Here is a 21,525-nt window from a genome sequence, read left to right as displayed (position 1 = left end):
GGGGCTGTCAGAGCAGCCCGGCCTTGGTCATGAGTTCGGTGACCGCCTTGCTGTCAAGCTTGGACGGTTCGACCTTCGGCGCTTCGAGCTGCGGCAGGGGCACGAGCTTGGGGTTGGATTCCGCGCCCTTGGCGACGGCATACTCGAAGGAATCCCCGGTCCTCAGGATGTCCTGGCCACCCTTGCCGGCGACCCATTTCACGAAGGCCTCGGCCTCCGGCTTGTGCTTGCTCGAGGCCAACACGCCGGCGCCGGAGACGCTGACGAAGGCGCCTGGATCCTGGTGCCGGAAATAATGCAGCGCGACATTGCCGCTGTTCTCGGCGGTCTTCGCCTGATCGCCGAAGAAGTAATAGTGGTAGATCACGGCGCCTTCGACTTCGCCCGTATTCACCGCCTTCATCGCGACGCTGTTACCGCGATAGGGCTTGGAGCCCGCCTTCATCGCCTTGAGCCAGGTCGCGGTCTCCGCCTCGCCCTTGAGGACGAGCATCGCACCCACGATTGCCTGGAAATCGGCGCCGGACGGCGAGGCGCCCCAGCGATCCTTCCAGGCCGGTGAGGCCAGATCCATGATCGACTTCGGCAGCTTGTCCTCGCTCAGCTTCGTCTTGTCATAGGCGAAGACGGTCGAGCGGGCCGCAACGCCGAGCCATTTTCCATTGGCCGGACGCAGCGCGTCGGGGACGAGGTCGAGCGTGGCGGGCGAGAGCGGGGCGAACAGGCCGGCATTGTCGACCAGCACCATCGCGGGCGAGTTCTCGGTGATGAAGACATCGGCCGGGGAGGCCGCGCCTTCCTGGACGATCTGGTTGCCGAGCTCGGTATCGCTGCCCTTGCGGAGCGTCACCTTGATCCCGGTTTCCTTGGTGAAGGCGTCCGACCAGGCGCGCGTCAGGCTCTCATGCTGGGCGTTGTAGACGACGATTCCCTCGGGGCTGGGGGCCGGCGCCGCCTGGGCGAGCGCAAAGCTCGAAACCCCGGACGAGAGGATGCCCGCCATCAGGGCGGACGCCAGATGTCGGAAGGAGAAAGCCATGGCGTGTCTCTGGGTTGAAATCTATCGGCGCGACAGTTGATGTCGTGCGAATACGTATTGGCATCAAAAATATCGCTGTCAACGAAGATGACAGTTATTAGAATTTATCTAAACTGAGGTTTGGAAAGGTAAGGTAATTTGCCGACAGCTTACTCTGTGTATTAACGACTGTTTGCTGTGCGTGATGTCGTAAGGTTGTCTTACAGAAGACGGTACTTCACGAATCCGTCACCACCATCGCCAGCCGGTCGCGCCTTCAAATCAGCTGGCAGTTTTCCTGCCGCGGCTGGCGAAGTCAGGAAGGTGACGTTCACGCCGGCCGGAAGTGCTACTAGCGACCAGTTGCCATCGGCCTTGGGTTCGATCGTTTTCTTCTCGATGATGTAGCGTACGATCACGTCGCGGTTGAGATCGGGCGCCTCCAGCACCACGGTCGTCCTGGTGCCGGGAAAGTTCCCGCCGCCCGAGGCGCGGTAGTTATTGGTCGCGATGATGAACTCGGCCTGGTCGTCGATCGGCTTGCCGGCATAGGCGAGGTCGACGATGCGGTGAGCGTCGCGCGCGACAAGCGCGCCATTGCCGTCATAGCGTGAGGGCTGCGTCACATCGATCCGGTAGGTCACGCCGTCGATCACATCGAAATTGAAGGGGGGGAAGCCCGGGTCGATCAGCGGCTGCTCCTCGGTCTTGGCCGGGTCGATGCGGTTGAAGATGCCGGCCGAGCGCTCCAGCCACTCGCGCACCTCGGCGCCGGTGATCTTCACCACCTGCACAGAGTTCGGGTACAGGTAGATATCGGCGACGTTCTTGATCGCGATCGGGCCGGCCGGGATATCGGTATAGAAGCTCGGTCCGGCGCGCCCACCGGACTTGAAGGGTGCGGCCGCAGAGAGCACGGGCAGCGCCTTCCACTGCGTCTGCGCCATCAGGCCCATCACATAGGCCGTCTGTGCCTCGGCCACGATCTGGACCGACGGATCGTCCGCGACCAGCGCGAAATAGCTGTTGATCGGGCTCGCGGTGGAGCCGACCGGCTCGCGCATATAGATCAGCGTCGCCTCGTGATCGGCCTTCACGGTTGCGAACACGGATTGTTCGGTCGCCGCCTTCGATACGATCTTGCGGTCCGGCGTGCGCTCGAAGATCGGGCGCGGCTCGACCTTGAAGGCGGCAACCGTCCAGCGCCCGTCGCGCTTTTCCAGTTCGAGATCGATCAGTCCGAGATGCGACCCCCAGAAGCCGGGCTGGCAGGCCGGCTTGCCATGGAGCGAGCCCAGCTTGTTGTCGACGCCCTCGATGCCGTCAAAGGCCTTGCCGCCGGGGAAGACCAGATGCTGGTGACCGGTCAGGATCACGTCGATGCCGTCGAGCCTAGCGAGATGCAGCGCCGCATTCTCCTCCATGCCCTTGCGAACGCCGCCTGCGATGCCGGAATGACAGAGCGCGACGACCAGGTCGGGTCCGGCCCTGAGCAGGTCGGGCAGGTGCTTGCGGGCGGCATCGACGATGTCGGTTGCCACCAGCTTGCCGTCGAGATTGCCCTTGTCCCATTGCATGATCTGCGGCGGCACGAAGCCGATCACGCCGATCTTGAGCAGCTGCTTCTGGCCGGCCTCGTCCTCGAAGCTCTGGTCGAGCATGATCCAGGGGTCGATCAGCGGTGTGCCTTCGGGGCGCGTGACATTGGCGCAGACCAGCGGGAATTCCGCCTTGGCGAGGCCGTTCTCGAGGAACGGGAGGCCGTAATTGAACTCGTGGTTGCCGAGCGTACCGCAGGCATAGGGCAGGGCGTTCATGGCAGCGAGCATCGGGTGCGTCTCGCCGGGCTTCAGCCCCTTCTTGTAGGCGATGAAGTCCCCGAGCGAAGAGCCCTGCAGGAAGTCGCCATTGTCGAACAGGATGCTGTTCCTGGCCTCCGCCTGCGCCAGCTTGATCAGGCTCGCCGTCTTGGCGAGGCCGACCGTGTCGTCGGCGGCGTCACGAAAATAGTCGTAGGGCACGACATTGACATGGAGATCGGTGGTCTCCAGCACGCGCAGCTTGAGCTTCACGGGGCTCTGCGCAGCGAGGCCAGAAGGCAGCGTCGCTGCGGCGGCCATGGCTGCTCCGGCCTTCAGGGTTTCACGGCGGCTGAATTCGGTTGCGCGTAACATCGGACCCAGCCTCTGGATATCTGTTCTGAATGTCGCGAGGCTAGAGCATGCTGCGAAAAACTGGCAACGGTTATTCGCATAAAGCATGCTCTAAACTATTAGAGTCGACCGCGTTTCCTGCGTTTGGATGATTTCGTCCAAACGCAGCTTGGGCGAGCATCGTGCCGGTCGTATGGCACGCCAAAGATGAGGGGCTGCTTGCAGCTCTCCCGCCTTGCTTGCCTGAACGCGTCGGCCGATGGCAGGCTTCGACAGGAGGCGCGCATGATCCTGATCGGCCAGTATGATTCACCCTTCGTGAGGCGCGTCGGCATCGCATTGAGGCTGTACGAACTGCCCTTCGAGCATCGGCCATGGTCGGTCTTCGGCGATGCCGAGAAGATCCGGCCCTACAACCCGCTGACGCGCGTGCCGACGCTCGTGCTGGATGACGGTCTCGTGCTGGTCGAAAGCCACGGGATGCTCGACTATCTCGACGGTCTCGTCGCCGCCGAACGCCGTCTGTTCCCGGTCACGGAACCGGCCCGGCACCGGGCGGTGCGCACGGCCGGGCTGGCGATGGGCTTCGCCGAGAAGGCCGTCAGCCTGTTCTACGAGATGAAGCTGCATCGGGAGGTGTCGCAGGTCTGGGCCGAGCGCTGCCGCGGCCAGATCCTCGCGACGCTGACCGTCCTGGAGACAGAGCGCAGCCAGCACAGTGCAAGCGGTGCGTTCGCCGGGCGTGTCGGGCACGCCGATATCGCGCTTGCGGTGGCCTGGCGCTTCCTGATGGAGGCCCATCCCGGTATGGCCTCGCCCAGCGACTACCCGACACTTGCCGACGAGGCCGCAAGGCTGGAAGCGCTGCCGGTCTTTCAGGCGATCGCGCAGCCCTTCATTCCTCCGGCCTGACCGCTACGCAGCGCGGCTGACGCCTTCCATCCGCACGCGGCCATCGGAGCCCTCGGTCCAGGCTGCGATGCCGCCATCGGGCAGGCGCTTGGCCTTCACCAGGAAGTCATCGCCTGCGATCAGTGGCGCGACGCCGCGGTAATCCAGCCTGATCGGTTCGCCGCCCGACAGCGTCGCGATGATGTTGAGCAGCAGCGTCGCCTGGATCGGCCCATGTACGACGAGGCCGTCATAGCCTTCCTCACCCGTCACATAGGGATAGTCGTAATGGATGCGATGGCTGTTGAAGGTGATCGCGGAGTAGCGGAACAGGAAGACCGGTGAACTCGCGACCTGCCAGACCAGATCGGCCGGTCGCGGGTCCTCCGGTGCCGGCGCAGGGGAGGCGGGCGCGCCCGGCTTTGCGGCTTCGCGGTAGACGATGTTGTGGCGCTCGCGAAGCGCGACGCCGCGTGGCGTAATAAGCTCGTGGTCGACGGCGACGAAGCAGAGCGGCCCCGTGCGACCCTGCTTGTAGGAGATGTCGCCGATCACCGAGCGGCGCGTGACCTCGTCGCCCGTCTGCAGCGGCGCAAGCGTCTCGATCGTTCCGCCAGCCCACATCCGGCGCGGGAGCGGCACAGGCGGCAGGAATTCGCCCTTGGCGGCATGGCCGTCAATCCCGATCGCGCCCATCGGGGCGATCGGCGGAGCCAGGCACCAGTGCAGGGCAAGGGGCGCCTCACCCTCGGCATAGGGCGCCAGATGCGGCGCGAAGGTCGCCTCGAAGCTCCGCACCAGGCGCGGCGTGACCAGGTCGGCGGCTTCTTCGGTCCTGCCGGTCCAGCGCTTGAGGGCGTCAAGATCGATGCTCATCTCAGTAGGACCTCGGCATGCCCAACACATGTTCGGCGAGATAGGACAGGATCAGGTTCGTCGAGATCGGCGCGACCTGGTAGAGCCGTGTCTCCCTGAACTTGCGCTCGATGTCGTATTCCTCGGCAAAGCCGAAGCCGCCATGCGTCTGCACGCAGGCATTGGCCGCCTCGAACGACGCGTCGGCCGCCAGCATCTTCGCCATATTGGCTTCGGCCCCGCAATCCTTGCCCTGCTCGTAGAGCCGCACTGCCTCGCGCACCATCAGCTCGGCGGCGCGCATGTTGGCGTAGGCTTTCGCGATCGGGAACTGGACACCCTGGTTCTGGCCGATCGGCCGGCCGAAGACCTGCCGTTCCCTGGCATAGGCCGAGGCTTTCTCGATGAACCACTTCGCATCGCCGACGCATTCGGCGGCGATCAGGATGCGCTCGGCATTCATGCCGGACAGGATGTAGCGAAAGCCCTTGCCCTCCTCACCGATCAGGTTCTCGGCAGGCACGCGGACATTGTCGAAGAACACCTCTGTGGTGGCATGGTTCATCATCGTCCGGATGGGCCGGATAGAGAGGCCGGCTTTCAGCGCCTCTTGCATGTCGAGGATGAAGACCGAGAGCCCCTCGGTGCGCTTGGCGACCTGCTCGCGTGGCGTCGTGCGGGCCAGAAGCAGCATCAGGTCGGACTGCGCGGCCCGGCTCGTCCAGATCTTCTGCCCGTTGACGACATATTGGTCGCCCTCGCGCCGGGCGAAGGTGCGCAGTGAGGTGGTGTCGGTGCCGCTCGTCGGCTCGGTGACGCCAAAGGCCTGTAGCCGCAAGGCGCCGGACGCGATCCTGGGGAGGTAGCTTTGCTTCTGCTCGGCCGAGCCATGCCGGAGCAGCGTGCCCATGATGTACATCTGGGCGTGGCAGGCGCCGCCATTGCATCCCTGTCGCTGGATTTCCTCCATGATCACGGTCGCGGCCGAAAGCGGCAGGCCGGCCCCGCCATATTCCTCCGGGATCAGCGCCGAGAGGAAACCGCTTTCGGTCAGCGCGCTGACGAAATCGGCGGGATAGGCCATCTCGCGGTCGAGCTTGCGCCAGTACTCCCCGGGGAAGTCGGCACAGAGTTTTGCGACGGCGTCGCGGATCTCGGCGTGATCGAGGTCTTGCATGGCTGCTTGTCTCAGGCTGAACGGGCGGCGGCTGTCGCGGCGAACTCGGCCCGCAAGCTGGCTTCATGCTCGCCGAGTTCCGGCACGCGCCGCATCTCCGCCCGTTTGCCATCGACGATGGCGGGAGGCGCCAGGACCTCGATCGGGCCCGCCGGTGTCTCGACCGTCAGCGTCGTTGCGGCCGGGTGGGTGATCAGGTCGCCGACGCTCGATACCGTGCCATAGGCGATCCCGGCTCGGTCGAGCGCGGCGGTGACAGCCGCAAAGGGCCTTGCGATCAGGATCGCCTGGATCGCGGCGTCGAGGGCGGCCCGTTCCCGGACGCGCAGCACATTGCTGGCGAAGCGCGGGTCGTCGGCCAGGGCCTCGTCGCGAAGCACCTCGCGCGCCAGGACCTGCCATTCGCGCTCGCTCTGCACGGCCAGAAGCACGTTGCCATCGGCGAGTTCAAAGACGCCATAGGGTGCGATCGAGGGATGGGCGAGGCCGAGGCGGGGCGGCTCGATCCCGCCATAGCGCCGGGTCAGATAGGGCACGTTCATCAGGTCGGCGATGGTGTCGAACAGCGAGAGCGCGATCTGCGAGCCTTCGCCTGTGCGGGCACGCCGGAGCAGGGCTTCGAGGATTGCGGCATAGGCGGCGTTTCCGGTGGCGATATCGGCGATGGAAACGCCGATCCGCGTCGGCCCGGAGCTTTCATTGCCGGTGATCGAGGACAAGCCAGCTTCCGCCTGGATCAGCAGGTCATAGGCCTTGCGCGTGTAATGCGGCGTGCCTGGCGCATAGCCCGAGACATCGCAGGTGATCAGGCGCGGATGGCGCTTGCGCAGCTCGGCGCTGCCGATGCCGAGGCGGCCGGTCGCGCCAGGCGCGAGATTCTGGATGAAGACATCGGCTTTCGCCAGCATCGCCTCGACCATGGCGAGGTCGTCGGGCTGCTTCAGGTCGACGCGACAGGATTCCTTGCCCCGGTTGATCCAGACGAAATAGGAGGACAGGCCATTGGCGTAGTCGTCATAGCCGCGCGAGAAGTCGCCCTCCGCCCGTTCGAGCTTGATGACGCGCGCGCCGGCATCGGCCAGCCGGCAGGTCGCTACCGGCACGGCGACGGCCTGTTCCAGCGCCACGACCAGGATTCCTTCGAGAGCATTCGTCATCACGTTGAGCCAGTTGGTCTTGTCCTGCGGGCGAAACGGACCTTTCGAGCCACGCAAGTCAAATAGAGTTTTGCGATGGCATCCATAGCGCGGCGAACCGAGCGCGTCCGGCGGACGGACTATAGAAAATCGCTATGGCCTTCATCGCTTTATTCTTCTTGTCGGCCTCTTTCGCCTATGCGCCCCTTTCGGCCCCGGGAGACGCGCCGCCGCAAGAGCGCGCCCCAGTGCAATGAGGGAGATGCACCATGGTGAGGATGAAATGGGCGGCGGCGCTTGCCGCTGCTGCGATGCTGGGCGCGCCGGCGCTGGCGCAGGACAAGCCGAAGGAGCTCGTGGTCGGCATCGCGACCTTCCTCTCCGGCCCGGCCTCCGTCTTCGGTGTGCCGGGCAAGAACGCGGCCGATCTCTTGATCGAGGAGCTCAACGCCAACGGCGGCGTTCTCGGCGTGCCGGTGAAGCCGGTCTATGTCGACGAGGGCGCCGGCACGAACCAGCTGCTCTCGGAATACCGCCGCGTCGTGCAGGAACAGGGCGCGCAGGTGATGTTCGGCGCGATTTCGAGTGGCAGTTGCAATGCGATCGCTCCCGTTGCGGAGGACCTCAAGGTCGTCAACGTGATGTGGGATTGCGGCACGCAGACCATCTTCGAGGAGGGCAAGTGGAAGTACTCGGTGCGCACGCAGGCTCATGCCGGCGCCGAGATGATGTCGACCCTGCTCTACCTGATGAAGGTCAAGCCGGACTTCAAGACGATTGCGGTGGTCAACCAGGACTATGCCTGGGGGCGCGAATCCTGGGCCCTGTTCCAGGCCGGGCTGAAGGCGCTGAAGCCCGATGTGAAGGTCGCTGCCGAACTCTTCCCGAAATTCGGGGCTCCCGACTTCTCGACCGAGATCACGCGCCTCTCCGCCCTGCGGCCCGATGTCGTGCTCTCGACCTCCTGGGGCGGCGATCTCGACACCTTCGTCCAGCAGGCGGCGGCGCGGGGCCTGCTCAAGCAGTCGACCTTCGTGCTGCCGCTCGCGGAGAGCTCGCTGGAGCGCCTCGGCAATGTCCTGCCCGAGGGCGTGATCATCGGCGGGCGCGGCGACCATTACTGGCTGCACCCCAAGCACAAGAACTCGCCGGAGATGCTGTCCTTCGTGAAGAAGTACAAGGACAAGACCGGTGTCTACCCGATCTATCCGACCTTCCACATGGCGCAGGCCGTGATCGGGCTCGCCAAGGCCTATGAGAAGGCAGGCCAGGCCGCGGGCGCAAAATGGCCGAGCAAGGAGCAGGTGATCGCGGCCTTCGAAGGGCTCGAGTTCAAGAGCCTGACCGGGACGATCTCGATCCGTTCGGACCATCAGGGGCTCGAGGACCAGTTGCTCGGCACCACCAAGCGCGTGCCGGACTATCCCTTCGCCGTCTACGACAAGATGGCGCTCTATCCCGGCAAGCTGGTGACGACGCCGCTCGGCGAGAAGTCGCTGGAATGGTTCGCCAAGGTCAAGCCGGATCTGGTGAGGGATAAGTCGATCGAGACCTTCGACTACGCGAAATGAGGTGGATGGCGGGCTGTCCCGGTTCAAGCCGGATCAGCCCGTTCACCCCTTCCAAACTGCTGCCGTCACTCCGGGCGGGCCGGAACCATCGTCGATCACTGACCCCGCGATGGATGCCGGCCTTGGCGCTTCGCCGCAGCCGGGATGACGCTTCAACCCTGTGGCGCAAGGACGAAAAGCCAGTTCATGCCTCCTGAAATGCTCCTTCTCGCGGCGCTCGACGGCCTCGCCTATGGCTCGCTGATCTTCCTGGTCGCGGTCGGGCTGTCGCTGATCTTCGGCGTGCTCGGCGTGCTCAACGTGGCACATGGCAGCTTCTATGCGATCGGCGCCTATGTCGCGGCCGCCGGCGTGCTGGCGATGACAGGCAGGGGCTTGCCGGTCTGGCTGGCCTTTCCCTTCTTCATCGTCGCAGCCGTGCTGGTTGGCGTCGTCGTCGGCGGGCTGGTCGAGACCCTGCTGCTGCGGCGGATCTACGGCAAGGAGGAGGTGCTGCAGCTCCTCGTCACCTTCGCCGTCTTCATGATCCTCGAGGATGCGCAGAAGGTCGTCTTCGGGGTGCAGCCCTATTTCGCCAATGCGCCGATGAACTGGCTCGGCACCATTGAGGTCTTTGGCATCTTCTACACCCAGTACCAGCTCATCCTGATCCCGGTCGTGGCGCTTCTCGTGCTGGTGGGCTTGCGCCTCTTCCTGCGCCGCACCGCCTTCGGCCGTGCCATCGTGGCCGTGACGCAGGATCGCGAAGCGGCAACCGCGATGGGGATCGACGCGACGCGGGTCTACCTGATCACCTTCATCATCGGGGCCTCGCTTGCCGCGCTTGGCGGCGCGCTCTCCTCGGCCACGACCTCGCTCACCCCCGGCATCGGCTCGGGCATGATCGTGCTCTCCTTCGCGGTCGCGGCCACCGCCGGGCTCGGCCGCATCGAGGGCGCGGCGGTCGCGGCCCTGCTGATCGGGCTCGGCCGCTCGGTCGCCGTCTATTTCGCGCCAGAATTCGATGTGCTGATCCCCTATCTGATCATGGTCGCGGTGCTGCTGATCAAGCCCGAGGGCCTGTTCACCACCGTACAGACGAGGAAGGTGTGATGGCCCGCCAGCTCATCATCGGCGCGGGCCTGCTCGCTGCGCTCATCATCTTCCCGCTGCTCTCGCCCTGGTCGACGGTCATCCTGACCGTCGCGCTGTGCGAGGGGTTGGCGGCGCTCGGCATCCTCGTGCTGCTGCGGGCCGGGCAGGTCTCCTTCGGCCATGGGCTCTATTTCGCCTTCAGCGCCTATGTCGTGGCCTTCATGGCGGCGGCCCGCTTCGGCCATGAGGTGCTGATCCTCGTGCCGGTCGCAACCGCGGCCTCCGGGCTGCTTGCGGCCCTGGTCGGGCTCTTCGTCGTGCGCTACCGGGCGATCTTCTTCGGCATGCTGAACCTTGCCATCTCGATGGTGTTCTTCTCGCTGCTGGAGAAGCTGTTCTCGATCACGGGCGGTGCCGACGGCAAGCGCGTCCCGCGCCCCACGCTCGCCGGCATCAGCCTCGAGCGCGCCGAGTTCGAGCTCTGGATCTTCTACATCACGCTGGGCCTGGCGGTTCTCGCAGCGCTCGGCGTCGCGCGCTATCTCCTTTCGCCCGGCGGCAAGGCGTTGGAGGCGATCAAGTCGAACGAGACGCGGCTCGAATATCTCGGCGTCTCCAGCCGCAAGGTGCTCTTCGGCGCCTATGTGCTGTCGGGCCTGCTGGCCGGCCTCGGCGGGGCGGTCATCGCGCTCGTCTCCGGCCATGTCACGCCGGAACTGGCCTATTGGGTCCGTTCGGGCGAGTTCGTCTTCATCGCCATCCTGGGCGGGGTAGGCGGCGTCGTCGGCCCCTTCCTCGGGGCGTTGATGTTCCAGATCATCCGGGGCTATGCGGCGGTCTACGCGCCCGAGACCTGGCATGCGGTGCTCGGCGTGATGCTTCTCGTCATCATCTTCTTCGCGCCGAACGGGCTCTATGGCCTGATGACGGGCCGCAAGCCGGCGGGGACGGGCCAATGAGCGCACTCATCCTCGAAGCCCGGGACCTCGAGCTGCGCTTCGGCGGCGTGCAGGCCGCGAATGGCGCGAGCCTCAAGGTCCACGCCAATGAACGCATCGCGATCATCGGACCCAACGGCGCCGGCAAGACCACCTTCATCAATCTCTGCACCGGCTATCTCAAGCCGCAGGCGGGGTGGGTGTTCTTCGCGGGAAGCGACATCACGGCGCTCTCGCCGCGCGCCATCACCCGGCTCGGCGTCGGTCGTTCCTTCCAGATCCCGCAGCTCTTCCTCGAGAACACGGTGATCGAGAACCTCTTGCTGGCGCTCAGCGCCCGGGAGGGGACATGGTCGCCCTTCCTCAGGCTCGACCGTCATCCGAAGACCGAGGAGATGTGGGCGCTGCTCGACATCGTCGGGTTGAAGGAGGCCGGCCGCCGCATCGTGCGCGAGCTGCCGGAGGGCATGCGCAAGCTCATCGACATCGCGGTCGCGCTCGCGCTCGAACCGAAGCTGATCTTCATGGACGAGCCGACCAGCGGCGTCTCCAGCCACGAGAAGTTCCAGGTGATGGATACGCTCACCCGCGCGCTCGATGCCCGCGCCACCACCGCCATCTTCGTCGAGCACGACATGGATGTGGTCGCGCGCTACGCCAGCCGCGTCGCCGTCTGGGCCGGCGGGCGCATTGCCCATGAGGGCACGCCCGACGAGATCCTGAACCATCCCGAGGTCCGCGAGACCGTCATCGGCGTGGGAGTCTGATCATGCTGGAGATCAAGGGCCTGACTGCCGAGATCGAGGGCGTGCAGGTGCTGCGCAAGGTCGATCTGTCCCTGGCCGAGGGCGCGACGGTGGCGCTGATCGGCCGCAATGGCGCGGGCAAGACCAGCCTGCTGCGTGCCATCATGGGCTTCTTGAAGGTGACTGCCGGGGAGATCTCCTTCGACGGCAGGCCGTTGCTGCAGGTCAAGCCGCATGAGCGCCCGCGCCTTGGCATCGGCTACGCCCCGGAAGACCGCCGCCTGTTCTCGACATTCACCATCCAGGAGAATATCCGCCTGCCGGCCGAGGTGATGAGGGTGCGCGAGGCCGAGATCGCCAGGCGCCTGGAAGGCGTCTACCAGGTGCTGCCGGAACTCGCCGATCTGCGCCACCGGCCGGCCGCCGGCCTCTCCGGCGGGCAGGGCAAGATGGCTGCGCTGGCGCGCGCACTGATGGTCGGCACGCGCATCATTCTGCTGGATGAGCCGTTCCAGGGGCTCGCCCCCGTGCTCGCCAATCGTTATGCGGCTGCCTTGCGCGCCCTGCGCGACAGCCATCCCGACATCGCCTTGCTCATCACCGAATCCAATCCCAGCCTGCTCCGGACCTTCGCCGAGCGCAGCTATGCGATCGAGCGCGGCGAGGTGACCGAGATTGCCGGCGGTCTGGCGGCGAGTTCGCTGGAAGCCGCAGGCCTGCATTGACTTCGGAAGGACACCCTATGACGCAGCATTTCATCAATGGCCGCCATGTCGACGGCCGGACCGGCGAAACCATGGCGGTCCTTGCGCCCGCGACCGGCGAGGAATTCACCCGCATCGCCTGCGGCACGGCCGAGGATATCGACGATGCGGTGAAGGCGGCTCAAGCCGCCTATGAGGGCGCCTGGGGCAAGCTGACGGCCGCAGAGCGGGGCCGGCTGATTGCGAAGCTTGCGCTCAAGGTGCAGGACCATTTCGACGAACTGGCCAGGATCGAGGCGCAGGATACCGGCAAGCCGATGGCGCAGGCCAGGGCCGATATCGAGGCGACGGCGCGCTATTTCGAATTCTATGGCGGCGCGGCGGACAAGGTGCATGGCCATGGCATCCCCTTCATGAACGGCTACAGCGTCAGCGTCGTGCACGAGCCGCACGGCGTCACCGGCCATATCCTGCCCTGGAACTATCCGGCGCAGATGTTCGGCCGCTCGCTGACGGCGTCGCTCGCCATGGGCAATGCGGTGGTGCTCAAACCCGCGGAGGAGGCCTGCCAGACGGCGCTCAGGCTGGCCGTCCTGGCTTCCGAAGTCGGCTTTCCCGATGGCGCGATCAATATCGTCACCGGGCGCGGCCATGAGGCGGGCGCTGCGCTCTCGGCCCATCCCGGCATCGGCTTCATGTCGTTCACCGGCTCGCCCGAGGTCGGCAAGATGGTGCAGAAGGCCTGCGCCGAGAACCTGATCGGCTGCACGCTGGAACTCGGCGGCAAATCCCCGCAGATCGTCTTCGACGATGCCGATTTCGACGCGGCGGTTCCGATCGTCTGCAAGGCCATCGTGCAGAATACCGGGCAGACCTGCTCCGCCGGCAGCCGCGTGCTGGTCCAGAAAAACGTCTATGACGCCTTCGTCGGCGCCGTCGCCAGGCAGTTCTCCACGCTGCGGGCCGGAACGCCGGAGATGGATCTCGATTGCGGGCCGGTGATCAACGCCAGGCAGCAGGGCCGGGTGCAGAGCTTCATTGACCAGGCCCGCGAGCAGGGCATCCCGGTCCTCGCCGAAGGGCAGATCGCGCAGGGCGTGCCGAATGGCGGCTTCTACGTCACGCCGACCCTGTTCGGCCCGGTGCCCCGGGGCAACCGGCTGGAGCAGGAGGAGGTCTTCGGGCCGGTGCTCTCGGCGTTCCCGTTCGAGGACGAGAGCGACGCCATCCGGCTTGCCAATTCGACCGCCTATGGACTCGTGGCCGGCATCTGGACCGGCAATGGCGGGCGTCAGCAGCGCGTGGCGAAGGGCGTCCGCGCCGGCCAGGTCTTCATCAATGGCTATGGCGCCGGCGGCGGCATCGAGCTGCCCTTCGGCGGCACCGGCAAGAGCGGTCATGGCCGCGAGAAGGGCTTCATGGCGCTGGAAGAGTTCGCGGTGACCAAGACGATCGTCCACAAGCACGGCTGACTCTTTCACGGTGAAGCGCCGGAACCTCGCCGAAAACCCTCTCCGATAGTTATCGGGAGGGAATTGCGCCCCACCTTCTCCCCTTGCGGGAGGAGGTGGCCCGAAGGGCCGGATGAGGGGGCGCGGTGCCCTTGCCGGTTATCGCCCCGCAAGCCTCAAACCTTCCAACGTCGCGCGACCCCTCACCCCAACCCTCTCCCGCAAGGGGAGAGGGGGCAGATCGCGCCGAATCCCGCCTCGGTCGCTGCCATCTATCTTGCGATGGTGGCGGCATCGAGCATGCGCTACGGCCTGTTCGGCATCGCCTTCGCCTGGGGCTCGCCAACCACGCGGGCCGCTCTACGATCATGCCGGGTTCGCGGCGCTGGCAGTGGTCGCTGCCGCCTTGATGCTCGCGGCCACGCTTGCGGCTGCGCTGGCGCGGCGCGCGCCGACGCCCTCCAAGGCATGAGCCTCGAGGCGGATGCCTACATCAGGATCACATGGCGGATCGTGCGGCCTTCGGCCAGCGCGTCAAAACCCTCGTTGATCTCGTCGAGCCCGCTCGTGCTGGTCAGCAGCTTGTCGACCGGCAGCTTGCCGCGCAGGTAGAGGTCGATGAAGCGCGGGATGTCGCGGCCGGGGATGCAGCTCCCGACATAGGAGCCCTTCAGGGTCCGCTCCTCGCCGACCAGCTTGACCGGAGCGAGCGCGAGCGTGTGCGCCGGGTTGGCAAGGCCGGCCGTGGTCGTCGTGCCGCCGCGCCTGGTGATCTGATAGGCGAGCTCGAGTGCCTTGACCGAGCCTGCCATCTCCAGACCGTGGTCGACGCCGCCTTTGGTCGCCGCGCGGATCGCCTCGACGACGCCGGGATCGCCGGCATTGAAGGTGTCGGTAGCGCCCAACTCGCGGGCGATCCGGAGCTTGTCCTCGGAGAGATCGACCGCGATCACGCGGGCGGCGCCGCAGGCGACAGCGCCGAGCAGCGCGCTCAGCCCGACGCCGCCGAGGCCGACGACGGCGACGCTCTCGCCGGCGCGGACCTTTGCCGTGTTCACCGCGGCGCCAACCCCGGTCAGCACCGCGCAACCGAACAGCGCCGCGATCTCGTGCGGGATATCGGCCTCGATCTTCACCAGCGAGTAGCGCGAGATCACCGCATGCTCGGCAAAGGCCGAGACGCCGACATGGTGGTTCACCGCCCGGCCATGGGCCGAGAGCCTGCGCCCGCCGCCGAGCAGCTCGCCTGCGCCATTGGCCGCGTTGCCGGGCTCGCACAGGGCAGGGCGACCCTCGCTGCACGGCGCGCAATGGCCGCAGGAGGGGACGAAGACCATGATGACGCGGTCGCCCTTCTTGAGGTCGTTCACGCCGGGGCCGGGCTCGACGACCTCGCCGGCCGCCTCATGGCCGAGCACCATCGGCACCGGACGGGGCCGGTTGCCGTCGATCACCGAGAGGTCGGAATGGCAGAGCCCGGTGGCCCGCACGCGGACCAGGACCTCGCCCGGGCCGGGCGGCGCAAGCTCGACCTCTTCGATCGCAAGCGGCCTGGAACGCGCATAGGGCGCGGCGACTGGGCTGGCATTCAGGACGGCGGCGCGGATCTTCACGGGCGTTTCCTTGGGCAGGCTGAGTTCTATGGCCGGCCGAAGGTCGGGCGCGATGCGAGCCCTGTCAAAGAGGAAATCGCGATCAGCCGTATAAGGCCGGGCGATCACCGTCCTCACCGAGCGTCGCCGTCCAGGTTTCGTCGGCCACCAGCCCGCGCAGGATCTCCCAGGAAAGCTGGCCGATGGCGCGCGCCGCAGCCGGCATCGGGCGCTCGGTCGAGTAGGCGAGATAGACCTTACGATGGAGTGCGGGCCGGTCGATCCGCCAGGTCTGGAAGATGCCGGCCCTGGCCTGCGCGCTGACGGCCATGCGGGGCAGGATGCCGTAGCCCAGCCCACGCTCCGCCAGCCGCTTGATCTGCGAGTAGGATTCGATCTCGATCGCCGGGTTGATGGCGGCGTGGACGCCAAGCGCGGCCTCGTCGATCTGGTCGCGCAACCCGTGCCCCTGGCCCGGCAGGATCAGATCGAGTTTGGCCGCCTCGGTCAGGCTGACGGTGCCCCCGGCCGGCGCCGCGACAGCATTCAGCGAAGGCGCTCCGAACAGGCAGAGCTCCTCGGTCAGGACATGGTGGATGCCGAGGCCCTTGGGGTCGGAGGTCGAGTAGATCACCGCGAGGTCGACCTCGCCGCGGCGGAGCCAGTCGAGCACGAAGCCGCTCATCGCCTCGGCGATACGGATGCGCACCGCGGGGTAGCGGTCCCGCGCCGCCTCGATCAGCGGCACGCTGAACTGTTCGCTGACGGTGCCTGGCAGGCCGATGCGGACCTCGCCGCCGGGCGCGGCCGATACGCCGCGCACGGAGTCGCGCAGTTCGGCGAATTCGGCGAGGATGGAGCGGGCCCGCGCGAGCAGGCGCTCGCCTGCTTCGGTCGGGATGACGCCGCGCGTGCCGCGATGCAGGAGCGGCACGCCGAGCTCATCCTCCATATGGCGCAGATGCTGGCTGAGCGCCGGCTGGGCGACGCGCAGCTTGGTTGCAGCCTTCGAGAACGAGCCCTGTTCGACGATCGCGGTGAAATAGCGGAGCTGGCGCAGATCCATCGCGGCTTCATCTCTCCCGGCGGCCCATGAATGATCGCCGCATGGTGGTAGCGTCCGCGGCGTGCGAAGGCCAGAGACCCCCGGCACGGCGATGCAACGGCTGAACGGCAACGCGCTGCGGGGCGCAGCGAAACGACGTGAAATCAGCGTCGTGTCGCGCGCTCCCTGAAACACTCTTGCCGGGGGGCGCCCAAGCTTTCGGTTATGCGCGCCAGAGCGAAGGCTTATTGGCCGTCACGCAACGGCACGTGCATCCTCGCAGGTGGCGTGAGGACGGGAGGCCCTCTTCAAGGAGCGCCTCATCCGAAACGCCCAGCAGCAGCAACCGGCGCAAGACGCCGGATGGTCACGTTCAGGAGGAATGCCATGTCCAGGGATCTGATCTTGCCGAGCCGTGCCAGCCGTCGCGGCTTCCTCAGCGGCGCTGTCGCGCTTGCGGCGGGGGCGACCATGCCGATCGGCGCCATGTCCTTCGCCAAGGCGCCGCTCTCCAACAATCAGGCGCCCTATTTCTACCGCTTCATGCTCGGCCCTTCCGAGGTGACGGTCATCTCCGACGGGCCGCTGCCGCTCGGGGACCCCGGCACGAATTTCGTCGGCGTCGCCAAGGACGAGGTCTACAGGATGCTGGAGACGAACTTCCTGCCGAAGGACAATGTCGTCCTCGAGCAGAACGTTCCGGTGGTGAATTTTGGCGATCGGCTGGTGATGTTCGACACCGGCATGGGCTTTTCGAAGGCCTTCGGCCCGACGACCGGGCGCCTGCAGAAGAGCCTGCAGGAGGCCGGCATCAAGCCCGGGGATATCGACGCCATCGTCTGCAGCCATGCCCATATCGACCATATCGGCGGCATCTGCACGGCGGACGGCAAGGCCAATTTCCCCAATGCGCAGATCTATATCAGCCAGATCGATTTCGATTTCTGGACGGATGAAAGCAAGCTCGGCTCGCCTCTCAAGGCCTTCGTCGAACACGCGCGCGCCAATCTTCTGCCGGTGCGCGACCGCATCGTCTTCTTCCGGGATGGTCAGGAATTCCTGCCGGGCATCCAGGCGATCGCGGCGCCGGGCCACACCGCCGGCCATCACATCTTCATGGTGTCCTCGGGCGGAAAGACCTTCGCATTCCTTGGCGATCTGACCCACCACGCGGTGCTGCTGCTCGAGAAGCCGCTGATGGAATTCGCCTATGACAGCGACCCCAAACAGGCCGCACAGTCGCGCGTGAAGCTGCTCGGCATGCTGGCGGCCAACAAGACACCCGTAATGTCCTATCACTTTGCCTGGCCGGGTTTCGGTAATCTGGCCAAGGCGGGCGATGGCTACCGTTATTTTGCCGCACCTATGGACATGCTGCGTGGGTGAGTGAGCTGCGCTGCGGTGCTCCTCCCCCTGCGGCGCCTCACCGGGGCCGGGGTCTGCACGAATGCTTCGGCCTTCGCGCAGGCTCCGGCCTTCCCTTGCCGGGCCTTTCAGTCTCGCAGGGGGCGGGGTACCGTCACCGGGCGTGCCTCGCGGGCCTGGGCGGCAAGGCGCATCGGTGCATTGACCGCGCCAAAACCGGAATAGCCGCCGCGACGCTCGACGATCTCGAAGAAGAAGCGCTGGGCGAAGACGTGACTGTAGACCTGCAGGAACTCGGCCTCGCCGTCGCGGTCGTAGAGGATGTGGTGCTCGCGCAGCCGGTCGATGACGTCGGGCTCCAGTCCGTGCCGGGCCTCCAGGTCGTCGTAATAGTTCGCGGGGATGTCGAGGAAGGACAGCCCTGCCGCGCGCATCGCCGTGACGGCGGCAAAGATGTCGGGTGCGCTGAAGGCGATATGTTGCACGCCAGAGCCGAAATGCTCGGAGACGAAGCGCGAGGAGAGCGTCCGTGTCGCCTGCGAACCGTTGAGCACGAAGCGGACGGCACCGTCTCTGCTGATGATCGGCCGGCTCGCGACCAGTCCGGCGGGATCCGCGACATCGGTTTGCTGGATGCGCTCCAGTTCGAAGAGCGAGGTATAGAACAGCAGCCAGGACAGCATCTCCTCGTAGTCCATCGACTGCGAGATATGGTCGACGCTGTCCAGGAGGGCAGGTGAGGGCGCGCGCTCATCTACCGTTGCGATGAACTCCTTCTCCCAGACATGGCCGAGCTCGCCCTTGGGCTCGGTGAAGTAGATCAGCGCGCCGCCGACTCCACGGATCGCCGGAATATGCATCTCGCCCGGCGCGATCGGCTGCTCGAAGGCTGCGATTTTGAGCTGCTTCGCCCGCGCCATGGCCTGCGCCACATCCGCCACCCGCAGGCCGATCGCACAGACGCCGGGCCCGTGCATGATCGCATGCGACTGGGCAAAGCCGTCCTTCTCGGTGTTGAGCACGAGATTGATGCCGCCCTGGCTCCAGCGCGTTACCGCTTTGCTGACATGGTGCCCGGTCTGCCGGAAGCCGAGCGCGGTGAAGAGTTCCGCCAGGCTGTGGGCCGTCTCCTCGTCGAGCGCGAACTCGATGAACTCGACGGCAAGGCAGGGCGCGCGCGGTGGCAGCTCCGGCGCGACCTGGTCGGCGAGCTGGATCAGCGAGCGCACGCCGTCGGTCGCGAGCCGCCGGGCCGAGCCGGCGCGAAACTGGTCGTTGAAGACCTCGAGTGAGAGCGGCCCGGAATAGCCCGTCGCCTCGACGGCCCTGACGAAATTCGCCACCGGCAGATCGCCCTGTCCGGGGAAGCAGCGGAAATGCCGGCTCCAGCTCAGCACATCCATGTCCAGCGCGGGCGCATCGGCGAGCTGGACGAGGAAGATGCGGTCTCCGGGGATCGTCGTGATCGGCCCCAGGGGCGAGCGCCGCGCAAGCGTGTGGAACGAGTCGAGGATCAGGCCGATGCGCGGATGGTCGGCCCGGCGCACGATCTCCCAGGCGTCGCGGTAGTCGTTGATATGCCGGCCCCAGGCCAGCGCCTCGAACCCGACCTTGACGCCATGTTTCTCCGCCAGGGCTCCGAGCTCTCGCAGATCGGCCGCTGCACGGTCGATGCCGGCCTCGGCCGGCGGCGAGACATTGGAGCAGATCAGCATCAGCTCGGCGCCGAGCTCGTTCATGATCGCGAATTTGCGCTCGGCCCGGGCGAAGGCGCGGGCGCGCTGCGGCTCCGGCATGCCCTCGAAATCGCGGAAGGGCTGGAAGGCGGCGATGCCCAGGCCGAGATCGGCGATCATCCGGCCGACATCGCGCGGGCTGCCGTCGAAGGTCAGGAAGTCATTCTCGAAGACCTCAACCGCATCGAACCCGGCGCCGGCGATGGCTTGCAGCTTCTCGGCAAGATCGCCGCTGAGCGAGACGGTGGCGATCGAGGTCGGTTTCATGCTGCACCTGTCCCGGACAAGACCCGCAGCGGAGCGGGCTTGACGGTTGCCCCGGTTCGGGCTGCCTCTGCAACGGCCTCGACGACCGCCAGCGTGCGGGCGGCATCGGCTGCGCCGGTCAGCGGCGCTTCGCTGCCGCGGATGACGGCGCAGAAGTGCCTGAGTTGTTCGGCCAGCGGTTCGACAGGCTCGACGCCACGGCTCTCGTGCTGGAGCGGCTCCCACCAGCCGGCCTTGTCCCCGTAGTGCCAGAAATCGAGCTTCGGCAAGGCCAGCGAGCCTTCGCTGCCGGCGATCAGGTAACAATGGCCCTCGCGCTGCGGATAGGCCTTGTTCTCGCCCGAACTGAGCTCCCAGCTCCAGGGCGAGGGCGTTACGTCCGAGACGGTCGCGGTCCCGAGTGCACCATTGCTGAAGCGGAAGATCAGGGCGGCGCTGTCCTCGACGGCAAAGCCGCGTGTCGCGTTGGAGGTGATGGCCTGCACGCTGTCGATCTCGCCGCAGATGAAGCGGAGATTGTCGATATCGTGGATCAGGTTGATCAGCACTGGCCCGCCGCCCGGCTCGCGCCGCCAGGCGACGTCGAAATAGTCGTCCGGCTTCTTGATCAGGAACAGCGCATTGACCGCGACCAGTCGGCCGATGCCGCCTTCGCCGACGATCCTTCGCGCCGCCTTGACGATCGGGTTGTGGCGGCGGTGATGGCCGGCAAGCACGGCGACGCCCGTGCGCGCCTGGGCATCGACGAGCTGTTGCGCCGCAGCGACGCTCTCGGCGAGCGGCTTCTCGACCAGCACCGGCACGCCGGCCTCGAGGCAGTCGATCGCGCCCGGGACATGCAGCGCATTGGGCGTCGCGATGATGGCGCCGTCCGGCTTCATCGCTGCCAGCATCTCCTGCTGCGACGGGAACCAGCGCAGATTCCGCTCGGCCGCGATGGCCTTTGCCGCCTCGGTCGGGTCGCAGATGGCGGCCAGTGCGCAATCCGGCGAGGCCTCGATGCGCAGGAGATGGGCGCGGCCGATCAGGCCGGCGCCGACGAGCGCGATCTGGAGAGGTTTGCTCATGCGGCCTCCGTCATTGCGCCGCCGAGGAAAAGCTGGCCGACGCGCGGATCGGCGAGGATATCGGCAGCCGGTCCCTGCATCCTGGTCTGGCCCAGCTCCAGCACAAGCCCCTCATCGGAGATCTCCAGCGCCGAGCGGGCATTCTGCTCGACCATCAGGATGGTGACACCGCGCGTGCGCAGGTCCTGCAGGATGCCGAAAGTCTCCTGCACCATCATCGGCGACAGCCCGATCGAGGGCTCGTCGATCAGCACGAGCTTGGGGTCGAGCAGCAATCCGCGCACGATCTCGAGCTGCTTCTGCTCGCCGCCCGAGAGGGTGGACGCCTGCTGGTCGGCCTTGGGGCGCAGCGCCGGAAAGCGATCGAGCGCGGCTTCGAGGCGCTTGGGCATATCGGTGATGTGCGAGCCCGCCGCGACTGCGCCGAGCTCGATATTATGGCGCACGGAGAGCTCGGGGAAGATGTTGCGTCCCTGCGGCACGTAGCAGATGCCGGCCTCCAGGAGCTTGCGCTGGTTCCAGTGGGTGATCTCGGTGCCGTCCAGCCGGATATGGCCCTCGCGGACCTTGAGCAGGCCGAAGATCGCCTTGAAGACGGTCGACTTGCCGGCGCCGTTGGGGCCGATCACCGTGGTGATGGCGGCGCGCCGGGCCTTGAAGCTCGTGCCGTTCAGGATGGTCATGGCGCCATAGCCGCCGACCACGCCGTCGAGTTCGAGGATATGGGCGTCCATTCCAG

At 66.4% G+C, this 21,525-nt stretch carries 18 protein-coding genes; 8 read left to right on the top strand and 10 right to left on the bottom strand.

Annotated features, from left to right (window positions below; all coding sequences use genetic code 11):
• Positions 1-7: 7 nt before the first annotated feature.
• Complete coding sequence (locus AC1DW9_RS19950) at positions 8-1,039, bottom strand: iron ABC transporter substrate-binding protein (protein WP_441504808.1); 1,032 nt, start codon at positions 1,037-1,039, stop codon at positions 8-10.
• Between the two features lie 200 nt (positions 1,040-1,239).
• Positions 1,240-3,192, bottom strand: coding sequence for a bifunctional 2',3'-cyclic-nucleotide 2'-phosphodiesterase/3'-nucleotidase (locus AC1DW9_RS19945; protein ID WP_476776478.1), 1,953 nt, complete (start codon positions 3,190-3,192; stop codon positions 1,240-1,242).
• A gap of 264 nt (positions 3,193-3,456) precedes the next feature.
• On the opposite strand from AC1DW9_RS19945, the gene AC1DW9_RS19940 reads away from it, so the two are divergent.
• On the top strand, positions 3,457-4,083 hold the full coding sequence (locus tag AC1DW9_RS19940) for a glutathione S-transferase family protein (RefSeq protein WP_476776477.1): 627 nt from the start codon (positions 3,457-3,459) through the stop codon (positions 4,081-4,083).
• A 3-nt stretch (positions 4,084-4,086) separates the two neighbouring features.
• On the opposite strand, the gene AC1DW9_RS19935 is transcribed toward AC1DW9_RS19940, so the two are convergent.
• From AC1DW9_RS19935 to AC1DW9_RS19925, 3 genes are read right to left on the bottom strand one after another with little or no spacing between them, the layout of a single operon-like run.
• Positions 4,087-4,938: an HTD2 family dehydratase gene (locus AC1DW9_RS19935; RefSeq protein ID WP_476776476.1), complete on the bottom strand. Its 852-nt coding sequence runs from the start codon at positions 4,936-4,938 to the stop codon at positions 4,087-4,089.
• 1 nt (position 4,939) lies between these two features.
• Positions 4,940-6,094 carry an acyl-CoA dehydrogenase family protein gene (locus AC1DW9_RS19930; RefSeq protein ID WP_441504805.1) on the bottom strand — a complete coding sequence of 385 codons (1,155 nt, stop codon included), beginning with the start codon at positions 6,092-6,094 and terminating at the stop codon, positions 4,940-4,942.
• Positions 6,095-6,105: 11 nt separating this feature from the next.
• Positions 6,106-7,251 carry a CaiB/BaiF CoA transferase family protein gene (locus tag AC1DW9_RS19925; protein ID WP_441504804.1) on the bottom strand — a complete coding sequence of 382 codons (1,146 nt, stop codon included), beginning with the start codon at positions 7,249-7,251 and terminating at the stop codon, positions 6,106-6,108.
• A 248-nt stretch (positions 7,252-7,499) separates the two neighbouring features.
• On the opposite strand from AC1DW9_RS19925, the gene AC1DW9_RS19920 reads away from it, so the two are divergent.
• The 6 genes from AC1DW9_RS19920 to AC1DW9_RS19895 all read left to right on the top strand — a co-directional run bounded on the left by AC1DW9_RS19920 (position 7,500) and on the right by AC1DW9_RS19895 (position 13,735).
• A complete protein-coding gene (locus AC1DW9_RS19920) occupies positions 7,500-8,801 on the top strand; it encodes an ABC transporter substrate-binding protein (protein WP_476776475.1) in 1,302 nt (433 codons plus the stop codon).
• A gap of 186 nt (positions 8,802-8,987) precedes the next feature.
• A complete protein-coding gene (locus tag AC1DW9_RS19915) occupies positions 8,988-9,893 on the top strand; it encodes a branched-chain amino acid ABC transporter permease (RefSeq protein WP_441504802.1) in 906 nt (301 codons plus the stop codon).
• Entirely contained in the window at positions 9,893-10,834 is a 942-nt protein-coding gene (locus AC1DW9_RS19910; protein WP_113510798.1) for a branched-chain amino acid ABC transporter permease, read from the top strand. Before AC1DW9_RS19915 ends, AC1DW9_RS19910 begins: the two co-directional genes overlap by 1 nt.
• Positions 10,831-11,580, top strand: coding sequence for an ABC transporter ATP-binding protein (locus tag AC1DW9_RS19905; protein ID WP_441488765.1), 750 nt, complete (start codon positions 10,831-10,833; stop codon positions 11,578-11,580). Before AC1DW9_RS19910 ends, AC1DW9_RS19905 begins: the two co-directional genes overlap by 4 nt.
• Before the next feature lie 2 nt (positions 11,581-11,582).
• Positions 11,583-12,284 carry an ABC transporter ATP-binding protein gene (locus tag AC1DW9_RS19900; protein WP_441504800.1) on the top strand — a complete coding sequence of 234 codons (702 nt, stop codon included), beginning with the start codon at positions 11,583-11,585 and terminating at the stop codon, positions 12,282-12,284.
• Between the two features lie 17 nt (positions 12,285-12,301).
• On the top strand, positions 12,302-13,735 hold the full coding sequence (locus tag AC1DW9_RS19895; protein ID WP_476776474.1) for an aldehyde dehydrogenase family protein: 1,434 nt from the start codon (positions 12,302-12,304) through the stop codon (positions 13,733-13,735).
• Between the two features lie 467 nt (positions 13,736-14,202).
• Here AC1DW9_RS19895 and AC1DW9_RS19890 read toward each other — a convergent pair whose 3' ends face one another.
• Complete coding sequence (locus tag AC1DW9_RS19890) at positions 14,203-15,327, bottom strand: zinc-dependent alcohol dehydrogenase family protein (RefSeq protein WP_441504798.1); 1,125 nt, start codon at positions 15,325-15,327, stop codon at positions 14,203-14,205.
• Positions 15,328-15,409: 82 nt separating this feature from the next.
• The gene (locus AC1DW9_RS19885; protein ID WP_441504797.1) at positions 15,410-16,372 is read right to left on the bottom strand and encodes a LysR family transcriptional regulator; all 963 of its coding nucleotides are present in this window, start codon (positions 16,370-16,372) and stop codon (positions 15,410-15,412) included.
• A 366-nt stretch (positions 16,373-16,738) separates the two neighbouring features.
• On the opposite strand from AC1DW9_RS19885, the gene AC1DW9_RS19880 reads away from it, so the two are divergent.
• Positions 16,739-17,737, top strand: a complete 999-nt coding sequence (locus AC1DW9_RS19880) for an MBL fold metallo-hydrolase (RefSeq protein ID WP_441504796.1) — start codon at positions 16,739-16,741, stop codon at positions 17,735-17,737.
• Positions 17,738-17,844: 107 nt separating this feature from the next.
• Here AC1DW9_RS19880 and AC1DW9_RS19875 read toward each other — a convergent pair whose 3' ends face one another.
• From AC1DW9_RS19875 to AC1DW9_RS19865, 3 genes are read right to left on the bottom strand one after another with little or no spacing between them, the layout of a single operon-like run.
• Entirely contained in the window at positions 17,845-19,719 is a 1,875-nt protein-coding gene (locus AC1DW9_RS19875; protein ID WP_441504795.1) for a bifunctional sugar phosphate isomerase/epimerase/4-hydroxyphenylpyruvate dioxygenase family protein, read from the bottom strand.
• Positions 19,716-20,786 (bottom strand): Gfo/Idh/MocA family protein, encoded by a 1,071-nt coding sequence (locus AC1DW9_RS19870; protein WP_476776473.1) that lies wholly within the window; start codon positions 20,784-20,786, stop codon positions 19,716-19,718. Before AC1DW9_RS19870 ends, AC1DW9_RS19875 begins: the two co-directional genes overlap by 4 nt.
• The gene (locus AC1DW9_RS19865; protein WP_476776472.1) at positions 20,783-21,520 is read right to left on the bottom strand and encodes an ABC transporter ATP-binding protein; all 738 of its coding nucleotides are present in this window, start codon (positions 21,518-21,520) and stop codon (positions 20,783-20,785) included. Before AC1DW9_RS19865 ends, AC1DW9_RS19870 begins: the two co-directional genes overlap by 4 nt.
• Between the last annotated feature and the right edge of the window lie 5 nt (positions 21,521-21,525).

Source organism: Allobosea sp. P4_E12 (genome assembly GCF_056401655.1).
The sequence above is the reverse complement of the archived record's forward strand: the minus strand, read 5'-3'. Positions and strand labels throughout refer to the sequence as shown.

Coding starts and splice junctions, on each gene's coding strand:
- AC1DW9_RS19950 (WP_441504808.1), bottom strand. CDS start 1,039: ATGGCTTTCTCCTTCCGACATCTGGCGTCCGCCCTGATGGCGGGCATC.
- AC1DW9_RS19945 (WP_476776478.1), bottom strand. CDS start 3,192: ATGTTACGCGCAACCGAATTCAGCCGCCGTGAAACCCTGAAGGCCGGA.
- AC1DW9_RS19940 (WP_476776477.1), top strand. CDS start 3,457: ATGATCCTGATCGGCCAGTATGATTCACCCTTCGTGAGGCGCGTCGGC.
- AC1DW9_RS19935 (WP_476776476.1), bottom strand. CDS start 4,938: ATGAGCATCGATCTTGACGCCCTCAAGCGCTGGACCGGCAGGACCGAA.
- AC1DW9_RS19930 (WP_441504805.1), bottom strand. CDS start 6,094: ATGCAAGACCTCGATCACGCCGAGATCCGCGACGCCGTCGCAAAACTC.
- AC1DW9_RS19925 (WP_441504804.1), bottom strand. CDS start 7,251: ATGACGAATGCTCTCGAAGGAATCCTGGTCGTGGCGCTGGAACAGGCC.
- AC1DW9_RS19920 (WP_476776475.1), top strand. CDS start 7,500: ATGGTGAGGATGAAATGGGCGGCGGCGCTTGCCGCTGCTGCGATGCTG.
- AC1DW9_RS19915 (WP_441504802.1), top strand. CDS start 8,988: ATGCCTCCTGAAATGCTCCTTCTCGCGGCGCTCGACGGCCTCGCCTAT.
- AC1DW9_RS19910 (WP_113510798.1), top strand. CDS start 9,893: ATGGCCCGCCAGCTCATCATCGGCGCGGGCCTGCTCGCTGCGCTCATC.
- AC1DW9_RS19905 (WP_441488765.1), top strand. CDS start 10,831: ATGAGCGCACTCATCCTCGAAGCCCGGGACCTCGAGCTGCGCTTCGGC.
- AC1DW9_RS19900 (WP_441504800.1), top strand. CDS start 11,583: ATGCTGGAGATCAAGGGCCTGACTGCCGAGATCGAGGGCGTGCAGGTG.
- AC1DW9_RS19895 (WP_476776474.1), top strand. CDS start 12,302: ATGACGCAGCATTTCATCAATGGCCGCCATGTCGACGGCCGGACCGGC.
- AC1DW9_RS19885 (WP_441504797.1), bottom strand. CDS start 16,372: ATGGATCTGCGCCAGCTCCGCTATTTCACCGCGATCGTCGAACAGGGC.
- AC1DW9_RS19880 (WP_441504796.1), top strand. CDS start 16,739: ATGTCCAGGGATCTGATCTTGCCGAGCCGTGCCAGCCGTCGCGGCTTC.
- AC1DW9_RS19875 (WP_441504795.1), bottom strand. CDS start 19,719: ATGAAACCGACCTCGATCGCCACCGTCTCGCTCAGCGGCGATCTTGCC.
- AC1DW9_RS19870 (WP_476776473.1), bottom strand. CDS start 20,786: ATGAGCAAACCTCTCCAGATCGCGCTCGTCGGCGCCGGCCTGATCGGC.
- AC1DW9_RS19865 (WP_476776472.1), bottom strand. CDS start 21,520: ATGGACGCCCATATCCTCGAACTCGACGGCGTGGTCGGCGGCTATGGC.